22 protein-coding genes are annotated in these 24713 nt (G+C 60.6%); 16 read left to right on the top strand and 6 right to left on the bottom strand.

Annotated features, from left to right (window positions below; translation table 11 throughout):
- Positions 1-34 precede the first annotated feature (34 nt).
- Both ACA046_RS09725 and ACA046_RS09720 read right to left on the bottom strand, forming a co-directional pair.
- Complete coding sequence (locus ACA046_RS09725) at positions 35-637, bottom strand: glutathione S-transferase family protein (RefSeq protein ID WP_167662525.1); 603 nt, start codon at positions 635-637, stop codon at positions 35-37.
- Positions 638-647: 10 nt separating this feature from the next.
- Entirely contained in the window at positions 648-1814 is a 1167-nt protein-coding gene (locus ACA046_RS09720) for an aminotransferase-like domain-containing protein (RefSeq protein WP_497676355.1), read from the bottom strand.
- Positions 1815-1896: 82 nt separating this feature from the next.
- On the opposite strand from ACA046_RS09720, the gene ACA046_RS09715 reads away from it, so the two are divergent.
- From ACA046_RS09715 to ACA046_RS09705, 3 genes are all read left to right on the top strand, one after another.
- The gene (locus ACA046_RS09715; RefSeq protein ID WP_010176086.1) at positions 1897-2331 is read left to right on the top strand and encodes a MarR family winged helix-turn-helix transcriptional regulator; all 435 of its coding nucleotides are present in this window, start codon (positions 1897-1899) and stop codon (positions 2329-2331) included.
- Positions 2332-2521: 190 nt separating this feature from the next.
- Positions 2522-3868, top strand: a complete 1347-nt coding sequence (locus ACA046_RS09710) for an NCS2 family permease (RefSeq protein ID WP_497676354.1) — start codon at positions 2522-2524, stop codon at positions 3866-3868.
- 63 nt (positions 3869-3931) lie between these two features.
- Positions 3932-4558: a LysE family translocator gene (locus ACA046_RS09705; RefSeq protein ID WP_459027313.1), complete on the top strand. Its 627-nt coding sequence runs from the start codon at positions 3932-3934 to the stop codon at positions 4556-4558.
- 38 nt (positions 4559-4596) lie between these two features.
- On the opposite strand, the gene ACA046_RS09700 is transcribed toward ACA046_RS09705, so the two are convergent.
- Both ACA046_RS09700 and uraH read right to left on the bottom strand, forming a co-directional pair.
- Positions 4597-9729, bottom strand: coding sequence for a dermonecrotic toxin domain-containing protein (locus ACA046_RS09700; RefSeq protein ID WP_497676353.1), 5133 nt, complete (start codon positions 9727-9729; stop codon positions 4597-4599).
- Positions 9730-9888: 159 nt separating this feature from the next.
- Entirely contained in the window at positions 9889-10242 is a 354-nt protein-coding gene (gene uraH / locus ACA046_RS09695; RefSeq protein ID WP_010176091.1) for a hydroxyisourate hydrolase, read from the bottom strand.
- Between the two features lie 461 nt (positions 10243-10703).
- Between uraH and puuE the strand changes: the two genes are divergently transcribed.
- From puuE to ACA046_RS09655, 8 genes are all read left to right on the top strand, one after another.
- A complete protein-coding gene (puuE, locus tag ACA046_RS09690; protein WP_076017384.1) occupies positions 10704-11630 on the top strand; it encodes an allantoinase PuuE in 927 nt (308 codons plus the stop codon).
- A complete protein-coding gene (gene uraD, locus ACA046_RS09685) occupies positions 11627-12142 on the top strand; it encodes a 2-oxo-4-hydroxy-4-carboxy-5-ureidoimidazoline decarboxylase (protein WP_497676352.1) in 516 nt (171 codons plus the stop codon). The genes puuE and uraD overlap by 4 nt, the downstream gene beginning before the upstream one ends.
- A gap of 80 nt (positions 12143-12222) precedes the next feature.
- Positions 12223-13218: an allantoicase gene (alc, locus tag ACA046_RS09680; protein ID WP_497676351.1), complete on the top strand. Its 996-nt coding sequence runs from the start codon at positions 12223-12225 to the stop codon at positions 13216-13218.
- Between the two features lie 143 nt (positions 13219-13361).
- Entirely contained in the window at positions 13362-13865 is a 504-nt protein-coding gene (locus tag ACA046_RS09675) for an ureidoglycolate lyase (protein ID WP_017479983.1), read from the top strand.
- A 50-nt stretch (positions 13866-13915) separates the two neighbouring features.
- A complete protein-coding gene (locus tag ACA046_RS09670) occupies positions 13916-15217 on the top strand; it encodes a urate hydroxylase PuuD (protein ID WP_093200035.1) in 1302 nt (433 codons plus the stop codon).
- Positions 15218-15404: 187 nt separating this feature from the next.
- A complete protein-coding gene (locus ACA046_RS09665; RefSeq protein WP_497676350.1) occupies positions 15405-16757 on the top strand; it encodes a nucleobase:cation symporter-2 family protein in 1353 nt (450 codons plus the stop codon).
- A gap of 43 nt (positions 16758-16800) precedes the next feature.
- A complete protein-coding gene (locus ACA046_RS09660; protein WP_497676349.1) occupies positions 16801-17196 on the top strand; it encodes a hypothetical protein in 396 nt (131 codons plus the stop codon).
- The gene (locus tag ACA046_RS09655; RefSeq protein WP_076017378.1) at positions 17193-17978 is read left to right on the top strand and encodes an outer membrane protein OmpK; all 786 of its coding nucleotides are present in this window, start codon (positions 17193-17195) and stop codon (positions 17976-17978) included. The genes ACA046_RS09660 and ACA046_RS09655 overlap by 4 nt, the downstream gene beginning before the upstream one ends.
- A gap of 113 nt (positions 17979-18091) precedes the next feature.
- Here the strand turns inward: ACA046_RS09655 and ACA046_RS09650 are convergent, their stop codons facing one another.
- A complete protein-coding gene (locus ACA046_RS09650; protein WP_459027298.1) occupies positions 18092-19237 on the bottom strand; it encodes a patatin-like phospholipase family protein in 1146 nt (381 codons plus the stop codon).
- Positions 19238-19269: 32 nt separating this feature from the next.
- Positions 19270-20205 carry a lipid A biosynthesis lauroyl acyltransferase gene (locus ACA046_RS09645; RefSeq protein ID WP_497676348.1) on the bottom strand — a complete coding sequence of 312 codons (936 nt, stop codon included), beginning with the start codon at positions 20203-20205 and terminating at the stop codon, positions 19270-19272.
- A gap of 118 nt (positions 20206-20323) precedes the next feature.
- On the opposite strand from ACA046_RS09645, the gene minC reads away from it, so the two are divergent.
- The 5 genes from minC (at position 20324) to ACA046_RS09620 (ending at position 24620) form a co-directional block, all read left to right on the top strand.
- The gene (minC, locus tag ACA046_RS09640; protein ID WP_497676347.1) at positions 20324-21061 is read left to right on the top strand and encodes a septum site-determining protein MinC; all 738 of its coding nucleotides are present in this window, start codon (positions 20324-20326) and stop codon (positions 21059-21061) included.
- A gap of 200 nt (positions 21062-21261) precedes the next feature.
- Positions 21262-22074, top strand: coding sequence for a septum site-determining protein MinD (minD, locus tag ACA046_RS09635; protein WP_003209098.1), 813 nt, complete (start codon positions 21262-21264; stop codon positions 22072-22074).
- A gap of 3 nt (positions 22075-22077) precedes the next feature.
- The gene (gene minE / locus ACA046_RS09630) at positions 22078-22332 is read left to right on the top strand and encodes a cell division topological specificity factor MinE (RefSeq protein WP_003175252.1); all 255 of its coding nucleotides are present in this window, start codon (positions 22078-22080) and stop codon (positions 22330-22332) included.
- A gap of 191 nt (positions 22333-22523) precedes the next feature.
- Positions 22524-23159 (top strand): RluA family pseudouridine synthase, encoded by a 636-nt coding sequence (locus ACA046_RS09625; protein WP_497676346.1) that lies wholly within the window; start codon positions 22524-22526, stop codon positions 23157-23159.
- Positions 23160-23330: 171 nt separating this feature from the next.
- The gene (locus tag ACA046_RS09620) at positions 23331-24620 is read left to right on the top strand and encodes a M18 family aminopeptidase (protein WP_459027293.1); all 1290 of its coding nucleotides are present in this window, start codon (positions 23331-23333) and stop codon (positions 24618-24620) included.
- Positions 24621-24713: the final 93 nt, after the last annotated feature.

Genomic DNA, 24713 nt, shown 5'->3' with positions numbered 1-24713 from the left:
GAGCAAGCCCGCTCCCACATTTTTGACCGGATTGTCAGCCCAGCATCGGCACATGCTTTGGATGGCTGGCCACGCGTTTCAACCACGCCTGCACACCCGGATAAGCGCCCAGGTCAAAACCACCCTCATCCGCCACATGGGTGTAGGCATACAGCGCCACATCGGCAATCGAGAACTGGTCGCCCACCAGGTACGGCGTCAACTGCAACTGACGCTCCATCACCTTCAGTGCCTTGTAACCGCCTTTGTGCAGCTTCTTGTATTCCTCCAGCCGATCTTCCGGCAGCCCCAGGTAAAACTGGATAAACCGCGCCACCGCGATGTACGGCTCATGGCTGTACTGCTCGAAAAACTGCCACTGCAGCACTTGGGTGCGCAGGCGCGGTTCGGTGGGCAGGAACTCGCTTCCGTCGGCGAGGAAGTTGAGGATCGCATTGGATTCCCACAGGCAGGTGCCGTCTTCGAGTTCCAGCACCGGGATCTTGCCGTTGGGGTTCTTGGCCAGGAACTCGGCAGTCTGGGTGTCGCCGTTCAGGATGTCGACATTGATCCACTCATAGTCGATGCCCAACAGGCTGAGCATGAGTTTGACCTTGTAGCAGTTGCCCGATTTGTAATCGCCGTAAACCTTGTACATGGAGGCTCCCCTATGCCGCTTGCGCGTGCTGTGCTTGACGGACCACCGCGGCAAGACGCTTGAGACCTTCGTCCAAACGCGCCGGGTCGATATGGCTGAAATTGAGCCGCAGGTGACCGTGATGGTTATCCGGCTCGGAAAAGAACGGCTCACCGGGCATGAACGCGATGTCCTGGTCGAGCGCAGGTGCCAACAAGGTGCGGGTATCGAGCGGCTGTTTCAAGGTCAGCCAGAAGAATAATCCGCCCTGGGGTATTTGCCAGTCGGCCAGGTCGCTGAAATGCCGCTGCAGTGCAGCCTGGAATGCGTCGCGGCGGCCTCGATAAAAACCGCGCAGTTCCACCAGGTGGTGCTGGTATTTCTCGGTGCCGATCCACTGCATCGCCTGCCACTGGCCAACGCGGTTGGTGTGCAGGTCGGCTGACTGCTTGAGCTTGAGCAGGTGCGGGAACAGGTCCGGGCTGGCGATCAGGTAACCGACCCGCAGGCCGGGCAACAAGGTCTTGGATACGGTGCCGGTGTAGATCCAGCTGGCCTTTTTCAGCCGGCTGACGATGGGTTGCGCGCTGCCGCCGTCGAAGGTCAGTTCGCGGTAGGGCTCGTCTTCGATCAGGGTCACGCCGAACTCGTCCAGCAGCGCGGCGACGGCCCCGCGCTTGGCCTCGCTGTAGCGTACCGCCGAGGGGTTCTGGAACGTCGGGATCAAGTAGACGAAGGACGGACGATGCTGCTCAAGGCTGCTGCGCAGTGCCTTCAGGTCCGGACCGTCCGCCTCAAGCTGTACGGTCAGGCACTCTGCGCCGAACAGCTGGAATATCTGCAACGCCGCGAGATAGGTCGGGCCTTCCAGCAGGATTTTGGTGCCTTTGTCGATATACAACTTGGCCGCCAAATCCAGGGTTTGCTGGGAGCCGCTGACCACCATGACCTGGCTGGCCTGGCACGTAATACCCAGCCCCCGCGCCTCGGCCGCCAGCAACTCACGCAACTGCGGTTCGCCTTCGCTCATGCCGTACTGGCCAATGTTCAGCGGCATGTCGGTCCAATCCAGCTTGGGCAGCATCACTTCGGCCGGCAGGCCACCGGCGAAGGACATCACCTGCGGCTTTTGCGCCGCCGCGAGGATTTCACGGATCAAGGAGCTTTTGAGGCGCGAAACACGTTCTGAGAAGGCCATATGGGTCACCGGTAGCGAAGCCTGAGGAAAATACGTCAAACTGGTTGACCGAAATTACGACGACTTGGGCAGATACGTCAATATGCTTGACCTTAAAAACCAGACCAGCCAACAAACCGCCATGGAAGCCTTCTTCTTCGGCTACCAGGCGTTCACCGCCAAGGCCGACGAAATGCTGGAGCGCCGTGGCCTGAGCCGGGTGCATCAACGCATCGTGTTTTTTATCGCGCGCTACCCGGCCTTGAGCGTCAAGGAATTGCTGGAATTGCTCGGCGTGAGCAAACAGGCGTTGAACATGCCGTTGCGCCAATTGCAGGAAATGCACCTGGTGAATAGCGTGGCTTCAGAGACCGACAAACGTAAGCGCCTGCTGGAGTTGACCGAAGAAGGTCAGCGTTTCGAACAGTCGTTGCGTCGCGAGCAAGTGAAGCTGCTGCAACGGGCGTTTGCAGAGGCTGGCGAGACGGCAGTAGAGGGCTGGCTGGCAGTAAACAAGGCACTCGGTGGCCAATCCTGAATTGCCTTTCATCCTTTTCGCACACAAAATAGAAAACATTATTTGCTTTATTTGTATACAAAAGCATAATTCGCTTCGTGCGAGTTCCTGACCTGTTGGTCAACAAAACCCGCTGGTACCTCAAAGCGCTGCTGCCCACTCATGTGACCGGCGCTGGAAATAACAATAAAACTCTTGAGGAGTACTTGCTGTGGAAAGCCGCAAATCCGAAGCCCCTACGCTCGACCTCTCGCCAACCCACAACGGTTGGCTGGAACGCCTGTTCAAACTCCGCTTGCATGGCACCACAGTGAAGACCGAGCTGATCGCTGGCCTCACGACCTTTATCACCATGGCCTACATCATCTTCGTCAACCCCAACATCATGGCCGACGCCGGCATCGATCACGGCGCGGCGTTTGTCGCCACCTGCATCGCGGCTGCGCTGGGTTGCCTGTTGATGGGGCTCTACGCCAACTGGCCGGTAGGCCTGGCACCAGGCATGGGCCTGAACGCGTTTTTCACCTACACCGTGGTCGGCACCATGGGCTACAACTGGGAGACGGCACTGGGTGCGGTGTTTGTCTCCGGGGTGTTGTTCATGATCCTGACGCTCTCGCGTATTCGCGAGTGGCTGCTCAACAGCATTCCGGTGAGCCTGCGCCACGCGATGGGCGCAGGTGTCGGACTGTTTCTCGGGGTGATCGGCCTGAAAACCGCCGGCATCATCGTGCAAAGCCCGGCCACCTTGATCAAGCTCGGCTCCCTGCATGAGCCCGCCCCGCTGCTGGCGGCCATCTGCTTCCTGTTGATTGCGATCCTCAGCTACCACCGGGTATTTGGCGCAATCCTGATCAGCATCATCGCCGTGACCCTCGCCGGTTGGGGCCTGGGCCTGGTGGAATACCACGGCATCATCGCCTCCCCGCCGAGCCTGGCGCCGACCTGGATGGCGATGGACGTGATGGGCGTGTTCAACGTCAGCATGATCAGCGTGGTGTTCGCCTTCCTGTTTGTGCACATGTTCGACACTGCCGGCACCTTGATGGGCGTCGCCCAGCGTGCAGGCCTGGTGAATGCCGATGGCAAGATCGAAAACCTCTCCCGCGCCCTGAAAGCCGACAGTGCTTCCAGCGTGTTCGGCGCCATGGTCGGCGTACCGCCAGTTACCAGTTACGTGGAAAGCGCCGCCGGGGTTGCCGCCGGTGGCCGTACCGGGCTGACGGCCGTTACGGTTGGCGTGTTGTTTATCGCAGCGATGTTTTTTGCTCCGCTGGCTGGCATGATTCCCGCTTATGCCACCGCAGGCGCGTTGATCTATGTGGCGATGCTGATGATGAGCGGCATGGCTCACATCAACTGGGACGACGCCACCGACAGCATTCCGGCGATCGTCACGGCGATCATGATGCCTCTGACCTTCTCCGTCGCCGATGGCATCGCGTTGGGTTTTATCACCTACGTGGCGCTGAAGGCCGGTACCGGTAGACACAAGGAAATTTCCATCAGCCTGTGGGTGCTGTGCGCGATCTTTATCGCCAAGTTCGCGTTCCTGTAGGCCAACTGGCTTGACCCTGCCTCACCCCGTCGGGTGGGGCTTTTGTACGAATGGAGGAATGCAATGAGTCTGGAAACCTGGCTGCTGTTCAGCGGCGCTGCGCTGGTGGTGATCCTGATCCCCGGGCCCCTGTCCTTGCTGATGATCAGCAACAGTTTGAACTACGGCCTGCGCCGTTCGTACCCGGCCTTTCTCGGTGGGGTGATTGCTTCCATCTGCCTGTTGAGCGCCTCGGCGCTGGGCTTGGGCGCGTTGTTGTTGGCCTCGGAGCAGCTGTTCAGCGCCCTGAAGATCGTCGGCGCGCTGTACCTGTTTTATCTTGCCTGGCAGAGCTGGCAGCAATCGCGGCAGCCGTCACTCGGTGCCGACGTGCCGCAAGTGGCCGCCACCCCGCGTTTTCGTGCGCTGTTTGGCCGAGCCTTCGTGCTGGGCGCCAGCAACCCGAAAGACATCCTGTTTTTCGCCGCCTTCCTGCCGCAATTCCTCAGTGCCCAGCAGGCCTTTTTGCCGCAGTTGCTGATCATGATCGCCACCTGGAGCGTGCTCGACCTGCTGTGCAAACTGGCCTATGGCTTGGGCGCCCATGGCGCTGCGCGGTATCTGCGCAGCGGCAAGGGCCAAAGCTGGTTCAACCGGGTCAGTGCCGGGCTGTTCAGTGGCGCGGGCGCGGCATCGTTGCTGAGTCGCTGACTGGTATTGCCCGATAGCAACCACACTGTCGGGCACGCTTAGAAACGTTCCATTTTGGCAAAGAACACCGTGACCGGATTACCTTGCCCAATCTGTTGCAACCCCGCGATTATCCGGACCAGACGTCCCTCGTCCAACGCCCGTATGACAGGCGCGTAAGTGTGCGCTTGCTGCTCGCCGTTATAGCGAAACCACGCGTCGGACAGCTGCACCCTGCGCCCTGAGTTCAGGCGAACGTTCGATGAGTCGTTCCAGCGCGTTAATACGTAATACAGATTGTTGGACTTCGGATGCGTGCACGATAAGTTGTACAGCCCTGCGGTACTGCTTTTGTGTAGTTTTTTAATGGCAAAGCCCTGACGCTCCAGCACCTGTAACACCGCATGCTGGGCAGCGTTAGGCCGAGCGTAACCGGAGCCCTCGGCAGGTTTGTTGAGTACCTCGGAGGCGATCGGCGTCACCGGCACGAAATCGACGCGTTCAAGCCCCGGAGCTTTCCCCTCACGGCCAATATTGACACTCAATTTTTGCCGTCGAGCGAGCGGCCTGAGCATGCGAAACAGGTCGTCAGTCTGGCCCGGCACCTCGGGGGGAGAGGGTAGCCACTCATCCAGGGTTGCACGGATGTTGAGCATGCGAGTGGCGGTCATCGAACGGCCGGTGTCGGCTATTTCCAGCAAGCGCGTGGTGACGAAATAGCGACTGGCCGGTGTCAGGCCGGGAAAGGCGTCGCCGACGTAGTCTGCAATGGGCCGGGTAAACAGCGGCACGCGTGGGGTCCATAGCTGATCGGCTCCAAAGGTGGCCGGGATCGGCTGCTCGCGCTGTCCTGGCAGCATCCAACGCGTTAACTCATCTCTTACAGTTACAGGAGGCAACTCGGGCTGTTTTAAAAATATGACGCCCTCGGGGGCAGTCGAGCCATTGGGCAACAGTTCATAATATTTATCCCCCAACATGACAGCGTCGTAAGACTGCGCCCCCTGAATACGGTACAACCGCCGTGACGGAGATATTTCCTGAATTCCAGGCCCTTCCAACCCACGCCCCCATGCCTGCCAATGACTTGAAGCCAACATCGGTTGCCGGGCCAGGCGCTCAGTGTGGGGCACAACTGGCGCAACCCATTCGGTGCCAGCCCGCGCCGCTTCCCACGGCCGATGAATCCCGGAACTAGGGCCAGGTCGAGGTTCGGGAGCATCGGCCCGCAACAACCATTCTCCAGGTTGCTCGATGTAGAGCAGCAGTTCGTCCTGGCCTTCGTTGCCGGGCTTTTTCAAACGCAGGTTCTGCTCACCCTTGCGGCGGTACACCGGATACGCCGAATCACCATCAAGGATAAACTGCTCGCCGCCCCTGACGTGGCTGCCCTTGTTGACCGGTCCATGCAAGGTCACGGCCTCCTCGGCCACCGGTGGCTTCTTGAGCGCGCCCAACCCTTTGAAGGGCTTGCTCGTAGACGGAAGGCGTAGGTTGCCGACTCCGCCACCCAGCACTCGCTGGCGGTGCCGAACCCTGTTCAACAACGCCCCCAGCCTGGGGCTGGCTTTGCCCTGTGGCATAAGAAACAAGGCCACGTCCGTCACCAGCACGAAGGTGGCGAAGCCCGCTGCCACCGCATCCGCCGGATCGCCACTGTGGTGAGCGCGGCGCGCGGCGAGCAATAGCTCATACAGATTGACCCCAATACTCACGCCCGGGATAAACGACAACAGGCCCCGCACACGTGCCTCCGACTGCTCGCCGAGGCGCAACTGGCGGTAGTCGAGCAGCGCACGGCGTGAATTGGCCACGGCTCGCACGTCCCGCTGCAGGCCCAGCAATTGGCCATGGGCGAGGATTTGCAGAAAGTCGCTACCGGTGGTGCAGGTAATGTCCAACCACCGCCGGGGATCCTGTGTGATCTGCTCGCCAATCTCCTGTTCAGTCTCCGCCAAGGTGGTGGCCGGTTGCTGGCGGCGCAACGCGAACCAGCGCTTGATCACGGTATAGGTCCACATGAAGCCGTCAAACACTGATACGGGAAACCCCCGATTCAACGACGGCGTCACTGCGCGCCAGTCGAGCGTCCAAGGCAGGCGACTGACCGGCACCGGATAACTTGCCAGTGCGTCCTCCTCCCACCCCGACGCAATCTGTAGCGCTAGTTGTGCACGATTTTCCGGGCGCGCCGCCAAGCCCATCAACACCTGCATCGCCGCCGCGAGGCTGGCATGTTCAGTCAGTGGTGCATGGCCCTTGACCTGGGGCCAGTAGAGCAGCGTCACCGCGGAGACCTGATCATGGATCAGCAGCATACCGGCGACATGCCGAGGCAATTTCAGGGTCAGGGCCGCCAGATGCACGAAGCACAGTTGTAGCGCGTGCCCGTTTTTCTGCAGGTCCTGTAGCGTGCGTGCAGCCAGCGCGGTCGCGAACAGGCTTTGGCCCGCCGTACTCAGGCCCTGTTGAGTGGCACTGAACAAAGCCGTGCGTGCCTGTTGGTTCAAGGGCCGTTCGACCAGCGCTGGAGGCAACGCCGGCGTCTCATCCTTTGCGGGGTAAAAGGCCCGGGTGACTAACTGCTCGTACTGCCCTGCCACATCCAGGCTGGAAATAAGCTCGATCAACGCCTTTGCCGGCAAGTGCCTGGCCCAGTGCGCACCCAGGTAGCGGCTGTAGTGCAGGCGCAGTTCGGTCCAGGGCGCCTCTGCATCCAGGTTGTGCAGTGCCAGTTGCAAAAGGCTGTAGGTGTTGCGTTGCGGGCTTACCACCACCCGCACCCCGGAATCCCCCGCCGGTCGTTGAGGGTGAGACTCCCAATGGGTACTGACATCGTCGGGCATGTCGAGGAAGGGCTCGTCAATGTCCAGTTGCGGGTGAAGCCCGTCCTTGCGCAACCGCTCGATCAAGGTGGTGCGCGCAAAGGATTCCAGGCTGGGCAACGCCAACGCCAACTGCTGCTCAAGCACCGCGCTGCTGGCGAGTTGCTGGAGCCACTGGCGCTGGTAACGTTTGCGTAATGCCTGGCCGGCGCCGGCCAGCCACTCCGGTAGGGCTTTCACGTGCGCCGCCGCCAGCCGTAGCACGCTGATATTGGCCAACGCCACCGCCCGGGCGGCACTGTCCGGCACTTGCAATTGATACCCCAGCTCCTGGGACAGCAGGGTACGCGCCAACCCGATGTCGCTCACTTCACTGAACGGCCGCCCGCCGCCATCCACCCAAAGCAGATCCTGTTGCACCTGCCGGATGTACGCCTGAAAACGCTCAGACAAGAGGTTGCCCTCCAGTACCTGAAAGTAGACCAGTACTGGCGCGTCAGCGCCCAGCCCACGGATCAGCGTCCGTGCCGATCGCCGCTGGTCGCGGCCGACGCAATGCCATAACGCCGAACCATCCGGACTTTTGAGGCTGGCATCGAGGCTGGCAGAGAGCTCGTCCAGGGAAGTAAACGCCTGCAAGCCGCCGTCCTTGCCCGGCACCTGTAACAGCACCGGCTCCGGCAGCGCCGGCTGGCTCAGGCCCTGCGGCGTGGTGACGACAAACACCCCATGCAACGCAAAAAGTGGCTGTCGGGACTGGCCAAAGGACAGGCTCAATACGCGGCAGCGACGAGGTTGATCGCCTTTATCCAAGGCCTCTATCAATGCGTCCAGATTGGCCTCGCTGATCAACCCCAACTGCCGCTGCAAGTGCGCCTCGTGGAGCATGGCGTTGCGTTGCCCGCTCAACAATTGCGCGGCCCGGCTGTGAGCAATGCCCGCCGGCGTGTGCAGCCAGAATTCTCGCCGGGCAAGCTGAGCCTCCTGGTCTTCCAGCAATGTAGAAACCGCTGAAACCTGCTGCTGCCACTGGGTTTGCAGAGCGATGCAAGCCTCATAAGGCGGGCAGTCCCTGAGCAAATCCTTCGTGTCCAGCAACGTCAATACACCCCGCTCATAACGCTGCACCAGCGACTCACGGGTTCGCACCGCCATGCCGGGATGCAGCAGCCCGCAGGTGACTTCCCTGGCGCGGCGGCTGTGGTCCCACGCCAGCAGTTGCTCGATGGCCTGGTTCAACGGCGGCGTACCGATGGCTGGACGGCGGGCGCGCTCCACCTGGTGCAAACGCTGCTGCAAACTCAGGCCCGGCGGTGTCCCGCCTGGCCGCCGTAGATCCAGGCATGCCCATTCGTTGTCGGCCTGGACCTGGACCTGCGCCAATGCACTGTGACGGAGTGCATCGACGGTCAGTTCAGCACGACGGCTCACGCTGTAAGGCTCTGTTGCCCATTCATTCTGGCGGAGCAGCGGCAGGCTCGCGTGCCCCAGACCGACGATCAGCGCCGGCAGGTCACGCTGCATGGCCACCCAACTGGCAAATTCATAAAACCCCTGGGCTGCTCCCGGCAGGTACACCACTTGCCGAAGGTCCCAGTCCGCGCCGCGCCGACACAGGTGCAGCGCGCCGCCCAGCGGGACCGGGCCCCACATCAGTTCGCTGGCGTGCAAGCGTGCCCAGGCGCCACCCGCGCGCCGCCGCGCTTGCGGTGTTGGCGCATCGACCAACCCCATGACCAAGGCCAGGCCGTGGTCCGACAGTTGGCACAGGGCATGGGCCAGCAGTGCCTTGTCGGCGAAAAAATCCTGCTGCAACTGCACCCAATGTTCGGTGCGTGACAACGCGCTGCCTGGCGACAAGCCCTCCCAATAGCCCGCCCTTGCCACGCTGATGCGTGCCGGCAGGTCCAGGGCGTTGACCCGGTTCAGGATTTCCCGTGGGGTCAACCGTACGCTGCTGGCGGGTTCGCCCTGAATGCTCAAGCGGGTGAATTGGTTGATGTTGAGGGGAAACACCCGCACGTGCAGCAAGGCCATGGCCCGCTCCGTCAGGCTGTCCACCCGGCCGGGCTGCCCGGGCAGCTCTGCGACATTGAACAACAGGTTGTCGGGCTCCAGGCTGAAATGCTCACGCAGTACTCCACGGACCAGCCGCTGGATTCGTGGTGCATGGTGCATGATCCGGCGCAGTTGCCGACCCGACTCGGTGCAGCGCCCATGGGCGGCGTGCAGGTCGTTGATAAAGCGACTGGGCGCGGTGCTGGCATTGAGCCGGCGCATCAGGTTGTGGCGGATGCGCGCCAGGTCCATCGCCGGCAGGTCCTGCCGTTCGTCCGCCTGCTCGGGTTGATCGGGTTCTGTGGTCATGTTGCCAACCGCTCCAGCTGAAAACAGCGAGGGTAGGCAGTGCGTTCACCCGGCGGGCTTTACATAGATAGGGCCCGATCACCCGACGAAAAAAAGCCCGCAGTGTGAGCGGGCGAAAAACCAACGAAGAGCTTTGGGGGTGTGAAGCGCGGTGACGACTCAGCTACCGCGATAGGTGGAGTAGCTGTAAGGCGAAATCAGCAAAGGCACGTGATAGTGATCCTGTTCGGCACTGATGCCGAAGCGCAGTACCACCACGTCGAGAAACGCAGGTTCGGGGAGTTGCACGCCGCGGGCGCGGTAGTAGTCACCGGCGCTGAACTGCAACTGATAGACACCGCTGCGGTAGTCATCGCCTTGCAGCAGAGGTGCATCGCAACGACCGTCGTTGTTGGTCAGGGTGCTGGCCACCAGTTCAAGCTGTGTGCCCTCGACACGGTACAACTCAACCTTGATCGCACTGCCAGGGCAGCCGTGCGCGGCGTCCAATACGTGTGTGGTCAAACGTCCCATAGCGTCTGCGCGCCTCCCGAAGTCAGTAAAGTGAAAGACCGCACCTTTTCAGGTCACTGAAAAAGCCGGCGATGACTGATTAAGACACTTTTCAAAAAAATTGTACACAATAAATTCAACAAACCCGCTTTCCGTTGCTGACGCCGATTCTGTAGGAGCGAGCGTACTCGCGGAGATCGTTAACGATAACGCAGCGCTTCAAGGTTAACGAGGCGCTCTCAGGTTTTTCGCGAGCAAGCTCGCTCCAACAGTGAAGGAGGTTTTTTTCAATATAGTTGACCAGTCAGGCAGGTTTCTTGCAGTGCTATTCTGCGAAGACCCTGCGGAAAAAATGCAGAAATACAGGCTTACAAAGTGCGCACTAAGTTGTATACAATCAGTCATCACTGTGACGCCACCCCAGTCTTTTCGCTGCCCGGCCGCCACACACACCGTTACCACGAACAAGAAGGAAGACTGCAGTGAGCGCTGACTACCCACGCGACCTGATCGGTTACGGCAGTAACCCTCCTCACCCACACTGGCCAGGCAAGGCCCGTATCGCCCTGTCGTTCGTACTCAACTACGAAGAAGGCGGCGAGCGCAACATCTTGCACGGCGACAAAGAGTCGGAAGCCTTCCTGTCCGAAATGGTCTCGGCGCAACCGCTGCAAGGCGAGCGCAACATGAGCATGGAGTCGCTGTACGAATACGGCAGCCGGGCCGGCGTGTGGCGCATCCTCAAGCTGTTTAAAGAATTCGATATCCCGCTGACCATCTTTGCCGTGGCGATGGCCGCCCAGCGCCACCCGGACGTGATCCGCGCGATGGTCGCCGCCGGCCACGAAATCTGCAGCCACGGCTACCGCTGGATCGACTACCAATACATGGACGAGGCCCAGGAGCGCGAGCACATGCTCGAAGCGATCCGCATCCTCACCGAACTCACCGGCGAACGCCCACTGGGCTGGTACACCGGGCGCACCGGCCCCAACACCCGGCGGCTGGTGATGGAAGAAGGCGGTTTCCTCTACGACTGTGACACCTACGACGACGACCTGCCCTACTGGGAACCCAACAACCCGACCGGCAAGCCGCACCTGGTGATCCCCTACACCCTGGACACCAACGACATGCGCTTCACCCAGGTCCAGGGTTTCAACAAGGGCGACGACTTTTTCGAGTACCTCAAAGACGCGTTCGACGTGTTGTATGCCGAAGGCGCGGAAGCACCGAAGATGCTCTCCATCGGCTTGCACTGCCGCCTGATCGGCCGCCCGGCGCGCATGGCTGCACTCAAGCGCTTTATCGAATACGCCAAGGGCCATGACCAGGTGTGGTTTACCCGCCGCGTCGACATCGCCCGTCACTGGCATGACGTACACCCTTTCCAGGGAGCCGCCAAATGACTGCTTTCAAGACCTTGAAACCGTCGACCCTGAGCCGCGACGAGTTCGTCGCAGCCTTCGCCGACATCTACGAACATTCGCCATGGGTGGCCGAAAAGGCCTTCGACCTGGGCCAGGATGCTTCGATCGACGAGATCGAAACCCTGCACCAGCGCATGAGCGACATCCTGTTGAGCGCCGATCACACCAGTCAACTGGCCCTGATCAACGCTCACCCGGACCTGGCGGGCAAAGCTGCCGTCCAGGGCCAGTTGACCGAAGCCAGCACCCATGAACAGGCTGGCGCCGGTATTCACCAATGCTCGATCGACGAGTTTTCGCGCTTCACCGAGCTGAACGATGGCTACAAGGCCAAGTTCAAGTTTCCCTTCATCATGGCGGTAAAAGGCAGCAACCGGCACCAGATTCTCGCCGCGTTTGAAACGCGCATTCACAACTCGGTGGAAGCCGAGTTCAAATGCGCACTGGCCGAGATCAATAAAATCGCGTTGTTCCGATTACTGACCCTTTAGCAGACCTGGCCCGAGCGGTTCATGAACGCCCAGGGCCTGGCGAGCATCCCAAGCCACTTACTTTAAGGCAGACAAGAAGAATGAAAGCTTACGCCGTACCTTTCGAGAAGTTCGTCAACCTGGCCGACGCCCGCCTGGGCACCAAGATCATCTCTGTTACCGATGACTGGTTCGCCGACGCCAACCGCCTGTTCCAGCCGACCCCGGCCGTGTGGAAGGAGGGCGTTTTCGATGACAACGGCAAGTGGATGGACGGCTGGGAGTCGCGCCGCAAGCGCTTCGAAGGCTACGACAGCGCGGTGATCCGCCTGGGCGTACCGGGTTCGATCAAAGGCGTGGACATCGACACTTCATTCTTCACCGGCAACTTCCCGCCATCGGCGTCCCTGGAAGCCTGCTTCCTGGCGTCCGGCGAGCCGGATGACAACACCCAGTGGGTTGAAGTGCTGTCGGCTGTGGAGCTGCAAGGCAACAGCCATCACTTCCACGAGATCAACAACGACCAGGCCTTCAGCCACCTGCGTTTCAACATCTACCCGGACGGTGGTGTAGCCCGTCTGCGTGTGTACGGCATTCCGTTCCGCGACTGGTCGGCGGTGGGCGACAACGAACAGGTCGACCTGGCTGCTGCATTGAACGGCGGCCGTGCACTGGCCTGCTCCGATGAACACTTCGGGCGCATGAGCAACATCCTCAACCCGGGCCGTGGCATCAACATGGGCGACGGCTGGGAAACCGCCCGCCGCCGTACGCCGGGCAATGACTGGGTCATCGTCGCACTGGGCCACCCGGGCGAGATCGAGAAGATCGTGGTCGACACCCTGCACTTCAAGGGCAACTACCCCGACACCTGCTCGATCCAGGGCGCATTCGTGAAGGGCGGCACCGACAGCCAGATCGAAACCCAATCACTGTTCTGGCGCGAACTGCTGCCGGCGCAGAAACTGGAAATGCACGCTGAACACACGTTTGCCGAGCAGATCAAGGTGCTGGGCCCGATCACCCACATTCGTCTGAATGTGTTCCCGGATGGTGGTGTGAGCCGCCTGCGGGTTTTCGGCAAGGTATCGAAGTAAGCGGTGAACCCTTGTGGCGAGGGGGCTTGTCCCCCGTTGGGCTGCGCAGCGGCCCCAAGAAATGGGACTGCTACGCAGTCCAGCGGGAGCAAGCTCCCTCGCCACAAAAGCAAACAACACAGAATCCGGATAAGAAGACAGCCATGCGCACACTGATGATCGAACCCCTGACCAAAGAAGCCTTCGCCCCTTTCGGAGACGTTATCGAAACCGATGGCAGCGATCACTTCATGATCAACAACGGGTCGACCATGCGCTTTCATAAACTGGCGACGGTGCAAACCGCCACGCCAGAAGATAACGCGATCATCAGCATTTTCCGCGCCGACGCGCAGGACATGCCGCTGACCGTGTGCATGCTGGAACGACACCCGCTGGGCAGCCAGGCTTTCATCCCGCTGCTCGGCAACCCCTTTCTGATCGTGGTCGCGCCACTTGGCGATGAACCTGTATCGGGCTTGGTCCGCGCCTTCGTTACCAACGGCAGGCAGGGCATTAATTACCATCGCGGCGTCTGGCACCACCCGGTGCTGACGATCGAAAAGCGGGATGACTTCCTGGTGGTTGATCGCAGTGGCACAGGCAATAACTGCGATGAGCATTTTTTTAAAGAGGATGAGCGGTTGATCCTCGCCCCCCACCAATAAGAGAAGGTCTGATCACTCGACGACAGAGTGACAGGCGAGAGGTAAAGACTGTGGAAGCACATTTGATGGAATGGCTGAACCTGAGCGTGCGCTGGGTTCACATGATCACTGGCGTCGCCTGGATCGGCGCTTCGTTCTACTTCGTCTGGCTGGAAAACAACCTCAACCGCGTCAACCCCAAGGACGGCCTCGCCGGTGACTTGTGGGCGATCCACGGTGGCGGTATCTACCACCTGGAAAAATACAAACTGGCCCCGCCAACCATGCCGGACAACCTGCACTGGTTCAAATGGGAAGCCTATTTCACCTGGATGTCCGGCATCGCGCTGCTGTGCGTGGTGTTCTATGCCAACCCGACCTTGTACCTGCTGGCCCCGGGCAGCAGCCTCAGCGGTCCGGAAGGTGTGTTGCTGGGCCTCGGCTCGTTGCTGGCCGGCTGGTTCATCTACTCCTTTCTCTGCGACTCGGCCCTGGGCAAGCGCCCTGCCCTGCTCGGCCTGATCCTGTTCGTGCTGTTGATTGCCGCTGCGTACGGCTTCAGCAAAGTGTTCAGCGGCCGTGGTGCGTACCTGCATGTGGGCGCCGTGATCGGCACCATCATGGTGGGCAACGTGTTCCGCATCATCATGCCGGCCCAGCGTGCGCTGGTGGCAGCGATTGCGGAAAACCGCACGCCCGACCCGGCACTGCCGGCCAAGGGTTTGCTGCGTTCGCGTCATAACAACTACTTCACCTTGCCGGTGCTGTTCATCATGATCAGCAACCACTTCCCGAGCACCTACGGCAGCCAATACAACTGGCTGATCCTGGCAGGTATCGCGGTGGCGGCGGTGTTGGTGCGTCACTACTTCAACACCCGTCACAACAGCCAGAAATATGCCTGGACCTTGCCCGTAGGCGCACTGGCGATGATTTGCCTGGCCTACGTGACCGGCCCAAAACCGGTGGCGACTGCACCGGAAGTGGCCAAGGCACCCGCGGCCATCGAGTACCAGCCACTGCCGGAAACGGCGCTGGGTGGCGGGCTTAAACCGGCTGCACCCGCGGCACCTGCACCGGCGCCTGCCGAAGCAGCACCGGCCCAGGCCTCGATTGATTTTGACAAGGTCCATGGGGTGATTCAGGAGCGCTGCGCGGTGTGCCACTCGGCCAAGCCGACAAGCCCGTTGTTCAGTACCGCACCGGCCGGGGTGATGTTTGATACGCCGCAGCAGATCCAGCAAATGGCCCCGCGCATTCAGGCGCAGGCCGTGGCCAGCCAGATCATGCCGCTGGGCAATATCACCCAGATGACCCAGCAGGAACGGGACTTGATTGGTACCTGGATCAATCAGGGGGCGCGTACCAATTAATCATCGGCCCCCTCCCCTGTAGGAGCGAGCTTGCTCGCGAAAAGCTCAAGGCCAACGCGCTCAACCTGGATGCGCGCGTTATCGTTGACGACCTTCGCGAGCAAGCTCGCTCCTACAGGGATCAAGGGCAGCTCTACCGGCAATTGAATGCCGAACAACACAACAATAAAAAGATCCGAGGTGTTGCATGTCCCAGCTAGAACCGCAGACTCTTGCCGCGCCCGCCATGGTGCGGCTTCCCCTCTTGCAACTGATTCTGGTAGGCCTGCAACACGTCTTGCTGATGTACGGCGGCGCCGTCGCCGTGCCTTTGATCATCGGCCAGGCCGCAGGCTTGAGCCGTGAAGAAATCGCCTTCCTGATCAACGCCGACCTGCTGGTGGCGGGCATCGCAACCATGGTCCAGTCATTCGGTATCGGCCCGGTGGGCATTCGCATGCCGGTGATGATGGGCGCCAGTTTCGCCGCAGTCGGCAGCATGGTCGCCATGGCGGGCATGCCCGGCATCGGCCTGCAAGGGATCTTCGGCGCGACCATCGCCGCCGGTTTTTTCGGCATCGTGATCGCGCCGTTCATGTCCAAGGTCGTGCGCTTCTTTCCGCCACTGGTGACCGGCACCGTGATCACCGCCATTGGCCTCTCGCTGTTTCCCGTCGCGGTCAATTGGGCCGGCGGTGGCGCGGCGGCGTCCACGTTTGGCTCACCGATTTACCTGGCGATTGCCGCGCTGGTACTGGCCACCATCCTGTTGATCAACCGTTTCATGCGCGGTTTCTGGGTGAATATCTCGGTGTTGATCGGCATGGCCCTCGGCTATGGGTTATGCGGGATGATCGGCATGGTCGACCTCAGCGGGCTGGCCCAGGCACCGTGGGTGCAAGTGGTGACGCCACTGCATTTCGGCATGCCGAAGTTCGAGTTGGCGCCGATTCTGTCGATGTGCCTGGTGGTGGTGATTATTTTCGTCGAGTCCACCGGGATGTTCCTCGCCCTGGGCAAGATCACCGGCCAGGAGGTCACGCCGAAGATGCTGCGTCGCGGCCTGTTGTGTGATGCCGGCGCGTCGTTTTTTGCCGGCTTCTTCAACACTTTTACCCACTCCTCGTTCGCGCAAAACATCGGCCTGGTGCAGATGACCGGTGTGCGCTGCCGTTCGGTGACGATCATGGCCGGGGCGTTTCTGATTGTGCTGAGCCTGCTGCCCAAGGCCGCGCTCCTGGTAGCGTCGATTCCGCCCGCAGTGCTGGGCGGCGCGGCGATTGCCATGTTCGGCATGGTGGCGGCCACCGGGATCAAGATCCTCCAGGAAGCCGACATCGCCGACCGCCGTAACCAGTTGCTGGTGGCGGTGAGTATCGGCATGGGATTGATCCCGGTCGTGCGTCCCGAGTTCTTTGCGCAATTGCCACTGTGGATGAGCCCGATCACTCACAGCGGTATCGCCATGGCCACCCTCAGCGCGCTGTCGCTGAACCTCTTGTTCAACATTCTGGGCGGCGCCGAACGCGCTGCCGCAAGCGAACACGCACACCAACATTGATTCCTGCGTCACAACAAAAACAATAACGATCAGGGAATACACCATGCACGCCATTCACCCGGGGCCGGCCACGCGCCGTGCCCCATTCTCGCCCCGCGCGCGCTGTAACGGCGCACTTGAGCAGCCGCCTCGGAGTCAGTATTCTCGGCGCCCGCTCAAATCGACTCAAAAAAAAACAGCGAATGTAAAAGCTGACTGCAAGGCCAACTTATCCGGGCCCCAAGTCCGCAGCCAATGTGTGCAAAAACTCTCCGAATTCGACTGTGGTGATCACAGCCGACGGGGATTTTTTGGCTTTTTAAACACCTTGGCGCAGCTCTTGCTAAAAGCATTAAAGCTGACCGAACAGACGATTTTTGCGGCAAGCAAAAAGACGCCACACCAGAGCGTCCGCTTAGAAAAAAAACCAGAAACCTTTACCTCGGGAGCAACCGAATGAAACGTACTGTGAACAGCCTGATGCTGGCAGGATCCCTGCTGGCCGGGGGCCAGGCCATGGCCGGTGATCTGCTGCAGTGGCAGAACAACAGCCTGACTTATCTGTGGGGCAAGAACTTCACCGTTAACCCGCAGATCCAGCAAACCGTAACCTTCGAACACGCCGATGCGTGGAAGTACGGCGACAACTTTTTCTTCCTCGACCGCATCTTTTACAACGGCAAGGAAGACGGCAACGTCGGCCCAAGTACTTACTACGGCGAGTTCAGCCCACGCTTGTCGTTCGGCAAGATCTTCGACAAAGACTTGTCGTTCGGCCCGATCAAGGACGTGTTGCTGGCGTTCACCTACGAGTTCGGCGAAGGCGACAACGAGTCGTACCTGGTGGGTCCTGGTTTCGACTTGGCAATCCCCGGCTTCGACTACTTCCAACTGAACTTCTACCAGCGCCAGACCGAAGGCAATCGCCCGGGTGATGGCGTGTGGCAGATCACGCCGGTGTGGTCGTACACGATTCCGGTGGGCAACTCCAATGTGCTGATCGACGGCTTTATGGACTGGGTCGTGGATAACGACAAGAACGCCCGTGGCACTTACCACGCCAACCTGCACTTCAACCCGCAGATCAAATATGACCTGGGCAAGGCGCTGCATTGGGGCGATAAGCAGTTGTATGTCGGTATCGAATACGACTACTGGAAGAACAAGTACGGGATCCAGGACAGCGGCGCGTTCGAGACCAATCAGGATACGGCGAGCCTGTTGGTGAAGTACCACTTCTGATGTTTCTCCTGTAGGAGCGAGCTTGCTCGCGAAGACCGCAAGAACACCGCGCCTATTCTGAATAAACGCGCCGCTCTCAGGTTCTTCGCGAGCAAGCTCGCTCCTACAGGGAATCAGGTCAGGCCTAGAAACCGCTTTAGCTCTTCGCGCTTGGCCAGCGCATCCCGCCTTCCCAACTCGATCAACTCGCTGCAATACCCCGCCTCGAACAGCAGGTAACTGAGCACGCCCGCCCCGCTCGTTTTGGTCGCCCCCGGCCCACGCAGAAACAGGCGCAATGCCGCCGGCAATTCCTGACGATGACGCGCCGCGATTTCGTCGATCGGCTGGCTTGGTGCGATCACCAGCACCTCTACCGGCGCCAAACCCTGTATCGCCGCATCGGCAGGCAACACATGACTGAACTGGTTCAGGCGCTCAAGCAATTCGATATCGCTTTCGAGGCTGTCGATGAACGTGCTGTTGAGCATGTGCCCACCGATCTGCGCCAAAGTCGGCTCCTGGCCGGTGAAGGTACGTGCCGGGTTCGAAGGGTCGTTGCCGCGCGGGTTGCCGCTGACGCCCACCACCAGCACCCGGCTGGCTCCCAGGTGCAACGCAGGGCTGATGGGTGCCGACTGCCGAACGGCACCGTCGCCAAAATATTCCTGATCGAGTTTGACCGGCGCAAACAGCAATGGAATCGCCGAGCTGGCCAGCAGGTGTTCAACGGTCAGTTGGGTGGGAATGCCGATGCGCCGATGGCGCAACCAGGCGTCGATGGTGCCGCCGCCCTGATAGAAGGTCACGGCTTGCCCGGACTCGTATCCGAAAGCGGTGACGGCCACCGCATGCAAGTGTTTCTGGCGGATCGCCTCGTTGATGCCATCCAGGTGCAGCTTGTCACGCAACAGATCCCGCAGCGGCGAACTGTTGAGCAGCGCCACTGGCACCTGCGCTCCAATCCCCAGCAAGCTGTGGATAAGGAAACGACTGGCCTGGCTGATCACTCCGGGCCAGTCACTGCGCAGCACCAGGTGGCTGCGAAAGCCCTGCCAGAAGGCGGTCAGGCGCTGGATGGCGGCGGTAAAGTCCATGGCGCCACTGGCCAGGCTCACCGCATTGATCGCCCCGGCCGAGGTGCCGACAATCACCGGAAACGGATTGGCTGCCCCCGGCGGCAACAGCTCGGCAATCGCCGCCAATACCCCCACCTGATAGGCGGCCCGCGCCCCGCCGCCGGAAAGAATCAAGCCTGTGACCGGTTCAGCTGGGCGCATTGCATCACTCCATGGTGCTTGGGGACTTCAGATCAACGACGGCGTTTTTCGTACAGTTTAGGCTCACCCGGTGGCCGGCTCTTGAAGCGGCGGTGGGTCCACAGGTATTGCTCGGGGCATTCGCGCACGGAAGCCTCGACCCACTGGTTGATGCGCAGGCAATCGATCTCGTCGGATTCACCCGGGAAGTCGGTCAGCGGCGGATGGATCACCAGACGATAACCGCTGCCGTCGGCCAGGCGCTCCTGGGTGAACGGCACTACCAGCGCCTTGCCCAAGCGTGCGAACTTGCTGGTGGCAGCGACGGTGGCGGCCTGAATACCGAACAACGGCACGAAGATACTTTGCTTGGCGCCGTAGTCCTGGTCCGGTGCGTACCAGATCGCACGGCCGGCCCGCAGCAGCTTGAGCATGCCGCGCACGTCTTCACGCTCTACGGCCAGGGAATCAAGGTTGTGCCGCTCGCGGCCCCGGCGCTGGACGAAATCGAACAACGGGTTGCCGTGTTCGCGGTACATGCCGTCGATGGTGTGTTTCTGCCCGAGCAAGGCGGCACCGATTTCCAGGGTGGTGAAATGCAGGGCCATGAGGATCACGCCCTTGCCTTCCAGCTGCGCCTGCTTGAGGTGTTCCAGCCCTTCGACATGGGCCAGGCGCGCGAGGCGCGGCTTGGTCCACCACCAGCTCATGGCCATCTCGAAAAAAGCGATGCCGGTGGAGGCAAAGTTTTCCTTGAGCAAATGTTTACGTTCTTTGGCGGATTTTTCCGGGAAGCACAGTTCCAGGTTTCGCGCGGCAATGCGTCGACGTTCACCGGCCACCCGGTACATTCCCGCACCCAAGGCACGGCCAATCCCCAGTAAAGCCCGGTACGGCAACTGCACAATCAGCCACAGCAAACCGAGCCCCAGCCATAGCAGCCAGAAACGCGGGTGAAAAAATACAGCTCGAAAACGCGGGCGATCCATTAAAGATTCCGGTAAAGACAACGGCCGCGCATTCTACAACGGTTCGACCCGGCTTGCGGCTAGCGGATGTTCTCGTTATAAGTCTCGACACTTTTCGTGACAAGCCGCTTTGCCGACCATGAGCCAAACCGAACCGCTAGACCAAGATCCCGTGTTCCAGTTGAAAGGCAGCATGCTCGCCATTACCGTGCTGGAACTGGCCCGCAATGACCTTGATGCCCTGGACCGCCAGCTCGCCGCCAAGGTCGCCCTGGCGCCGAACTTCTTCAACAATGCGCCGCTGGTGCTGGCCCTGGACAAACTCCCGGCCGGCCAGGGCGCTGTCGACCTGCCCGGGTTAATGCGTGTGTGCCGCCAGCATGGCCTGCGCACCCTGGCGATTCGTGCCAGCCGTATCGAAGACATTGCCGCAGCGATCGCCATTGAACTGCCAGTACTGCCGCCGTCCGGCGCACGTGAGCGTCCGCTTGACCCGTTGGTCGGCGAAGAGAAGAAAAAACCCGAGAAACCGCCAGAGCCGACGATCAAGCCTACAAAGATCATCACCTCTCCCGTGCGGGGCGGGCAGCAGATTTACGCCCAGGGTGGCGACCTTGTCGTCATCGCCCCGGTAAGCCCGGGGGCGGAACTTCTTGCCGACGGAAACATCCATGTATACGGCCCCATGCGCGGTCGTGCACTGGCCGGCATAAAGGGTGACACCAAGGCCCGTATTTTTTGCCAGCAGTTGACCGCTGAGCTAGTGTCCATCGCAGGCCAGTACAAGGTTTCGGAAGATTTGCGCCGCGATCCGCTGTGGGGAGCCGGGGTACAAGTCAGCCTGTCGGGCGATGTGTTGAACATCATCCGTCTTTAACGGATACTGCCGCATTTTCCAAGCATCTCTAGACTCTGATAGCACAGCGAAACCGGCAATACTTGTGTAGGAATAATTGAAAGCTGGCGTTTCCCCTACGGAAACCACATCTTTTTCCTACAAAGGCTGTCCGCCTGCCGCGAGTATCAAGAGATGTTTTTCAGGGACTGAAAGTCCTTTTTCCTTAGGGGTGAAACACCTTGGCCAAGATTCTCGTGGTTACATCCGGCAAGGGTGGTGTGGGTAAGACCACCACCAGCGCCGCTATCGGTACCGGCCTCGCTCTGCGCGGCCACAAGACAGTCATCGTCGACTTCGACGTCGGCTTGCGTAACCTCGACCTGATCATGGGCTGTGAACGCCGTGTGGTGTACGACTTCGTCAACGTGGTCAACGGCGAAGCCAACCTGCAACAGGCCCTGATCAAGGACAAGCGCCTTGAGAACCTGTACGTGCTGGCCGCCAGCCAGACCCGCGACAAAGATGCGTTGACCAAAGAAGGCGTAGGCAAAGTCCTCGCTGAACTGAAGGAAACCTTCGAATACGTAGTGTGCGACTCCCCGGCGGGTATCGAAACCGGCGCTCACCTGGCGATGTACTTCGCCGACGAAGCCATCGTCGTGACCAACCCTGAAGTGTCGTCGGTACGTGACTCGGACCGCATGCTCGGCCTGCTGGCCAGCAAGTCCCAGCGCGCCGAGAAAGGTGAAGACCCGATCAAGGAACACCTGCTGCTGACCCGCTACAACCCTGAGCGCGTCAGCAACGGCGAAATGCTCGGCGTTGAAGACGTCAAGGAAATCCTCGCCGTGACCCTGCTGGGTGTGATCCCGGAATCCCAGGCCGTCCTGAAGGCATCCAACCAAGGCGTGCCGGTGATTCTTGACGACCAGAGCGACGCCGGCCAGGCGTACAGCGATGCCGTTGATCGCTTGCTGGGCAAGACCGTGGAACATCGCTTCCTCGATGTTAAGAAGAAGGGATTCTTCGAGCGTATCTTTGGAGGCAACTAAACAATGAAATTTCTCGACTTCTTTCGCGCCAACAAAAAGCCAAGTACCGCGTCGGTAGCGAAAGAGCGTCTACAGATCATCGTGGCGCACGAACGCGGCCAACGCAGCACTCCGGATTACCTGCCAGCCTTGCAGAAGGAACTGGTGGAGGTGATCCGCAAGTACGTCAATATCGGTAACGATGACGTGCATGTCGCCCTGGAAAATGACGGCAGCTGCTCGATTCTAGAACTCAATATCACCCTGCCTGATCGTTGATCGAAAAGGCGGTCGCCACGGCGGCTCGGTTACTGGGCTTCTGTAGGAGCGAGCTTGCTCGCGAAGGACGTTAACGATAACGCGCTCATCCTGAATGAGCGTGTTGTTCTTGAGTTTTTCGCGAGCAAGCTCGCTCCTACAGGAACTTCGGCAACCCAGCCGCCGTTGGCGTTTGTTACGAGGCTGTTTTAATGCCGTTGTCCAATGTCCACATCCTTCATCAGGACGCTGCTGTCCTGGTGGTGAACAAGCCTACCCTGCTGCTCTCGGTGCCTGGTCGCGCCGAAGACAACAAGGACTGCCTGATCACCCGCCTGCAGGAAAACGGCTACCCCGAAGCCCGCATCGTCCATCGCCTGGACTGGGAAACCTCGGGCATCATCCTGCTGGCCCGCGACGCCGACACCCACCGTGAACTGTCGCGCCAGTTTCATGACCGCGAAACCGAAAAGGCCTACACCGCACTGTGCTGGGGACAACCGGAACGGGACAGCGGCAGCATCGACTTGCCATTGCGCTACGACCCTCCGACCAAGCCACGGCACGTGGTGGACCACGAGTTCGGCAAGAACGCGCTGACCTTCTGGAAAGTCCTGGAACGTTGCGGCGACTGGTGCCGGGTTGAGCTGACGCCGATTACCGGCCGTTCACATCAACTGCGTGTGCACATGCTTTCCATCGGGCATCCGTTGTTGGGCGATGGTTTGTACGCCCATGAGCAGGCCTTGGCTGCCTGGCCGCGCCTGTGCCTGCATGCCAGCATGTTGAGCTTCACCCATCCCCAGAGCGGCGAGCGCTTGCGCTTCGAGTGCCCCGCGCCGTTTTAACCTGCAAACGCAATTAAAATGTGGGAGCGGGCTTGCTCGCGAATGCGGTGTGTCAGTCGCTGAATGAGCTAACTGATCCACCGCATTCGCGAGCAAGCCCGCTCCCACATTTGTTCTGTGCACTTATCCCGTCGGACGGTAAACTCGCGCCATTGCTGTCTGGAGCTACTTATGCGCGAAGAGTTGAACCAAGGCCTGATCGACTTCCTCAAGGCCTCCCCTACCCCGTTCCATGCCACCGCCGCCCTTGCACAGCGCCTGGAAGCCGCCGGTTTCCAGCGTCTTGACGAGCGCGAGACCTGGACCACCGAGGCCAACGGTCGCTACTACGTGACCCGCAACGACTCCTCGATCATCGCCTTCAAGCTCGGCCGCCACTCGCCCCTGCAAGGCGGTATTCGCCTGGTCGGCGCCCACACCGACAGCCCTTGCCTGCGGGTCAAGCCACAGCCGGAACTGCAACGCCAGGGCTTCTGGCAACTGGGTGTGGAAGTGTACGGCGGCGCGCTGCTGGCGCCGTGGTTCGACCGCGATTTGTCCCTGGCCGGCCGCGTCACTTTCCGTCGTGACGGCAAGGTCGAAAGCCAACTGATCGACTTCAAGCTGCCCATCGCGATCATCCCCAACCTGGCCATTCACCTGAACCGTGAAGCCAACCAGGGTTGGGCAATCAATGCCCAGACCGAGCTGCCGCCGATCCTCGCGCAGTTTGCCGGTGACGAACGTGTGGACTTCCGCGCGGTGCTTACCGAACAGTTGGCCCGTGAACACGGTTTGAACGCAGACGTGGTGCTCGACTATGAGCTGAGCTTCTACGACACCCAGGGCGCCGCGGTGATTGGCCTCAATGGCGACTTTATCGCCGGTGCCCGCCTCGACAACCTGCTGTCGTGCTACGCCGGCCTGCAAGCCCTGCTCACCGCCGAAACCGACGAAACCTGCGTGCTGGTGTGCAACGACCACGAAGAAGTCGGCTCGTGCTCCGCCTGCGGTGCCGACGGCCCGATGCTGGAGCAGACCCTGCGCCGCTTGCTGCCGGAAGGTGATGAGTTCGTACGCACCATCCAGAAGTCGCTGCTGGTGTCTGCCGACAACGCCCACGGCGTGCACCCCAACTACGCCGAGAAGCACGACGCCAACCACGGCCCGAAACTCAATGCCGGCCCGGTCATCAAGGTCAACAGCAACCAGCGCTACGCCACCAACAGCGAAACCGCCGGGTTCTTCCGCCACCTGTGCATGGCCGAAGAAGTGCCGGTGCAGAGCTTTGTGGTTCGCAGCGACATGGGTTGCGGCTCGACCATCGGGCCGATCACCGCCAGCCACCTGGGCGTGCGCACCGTGGATATCGGTTTGCCGACGTTTGCCATGCACTCGATTCGCGAGCTGTGCGGCAGCCACGACCTGGCGCACCTGGTGAAGGTGTTGAGTGCGTTTTACGCGAGTCGTGATTTGCCTTGATCGTCTGACCTCCTGTAGGAGCGAGCTTGCTCGCGAAAATCGCCAACGATAACGTGGGCATCCTGGATGCACGCGGTGTTCTCTGGTTTTTCG

The sequence above is a fragment of the Pseudomonas sp. LBUM1641 genome (assembly GCF_059716235.1).
Note: the sequence above shows the minus strand (reverse complement) of the source record. Positions and strands in the feature narration are given on the sequence as shown.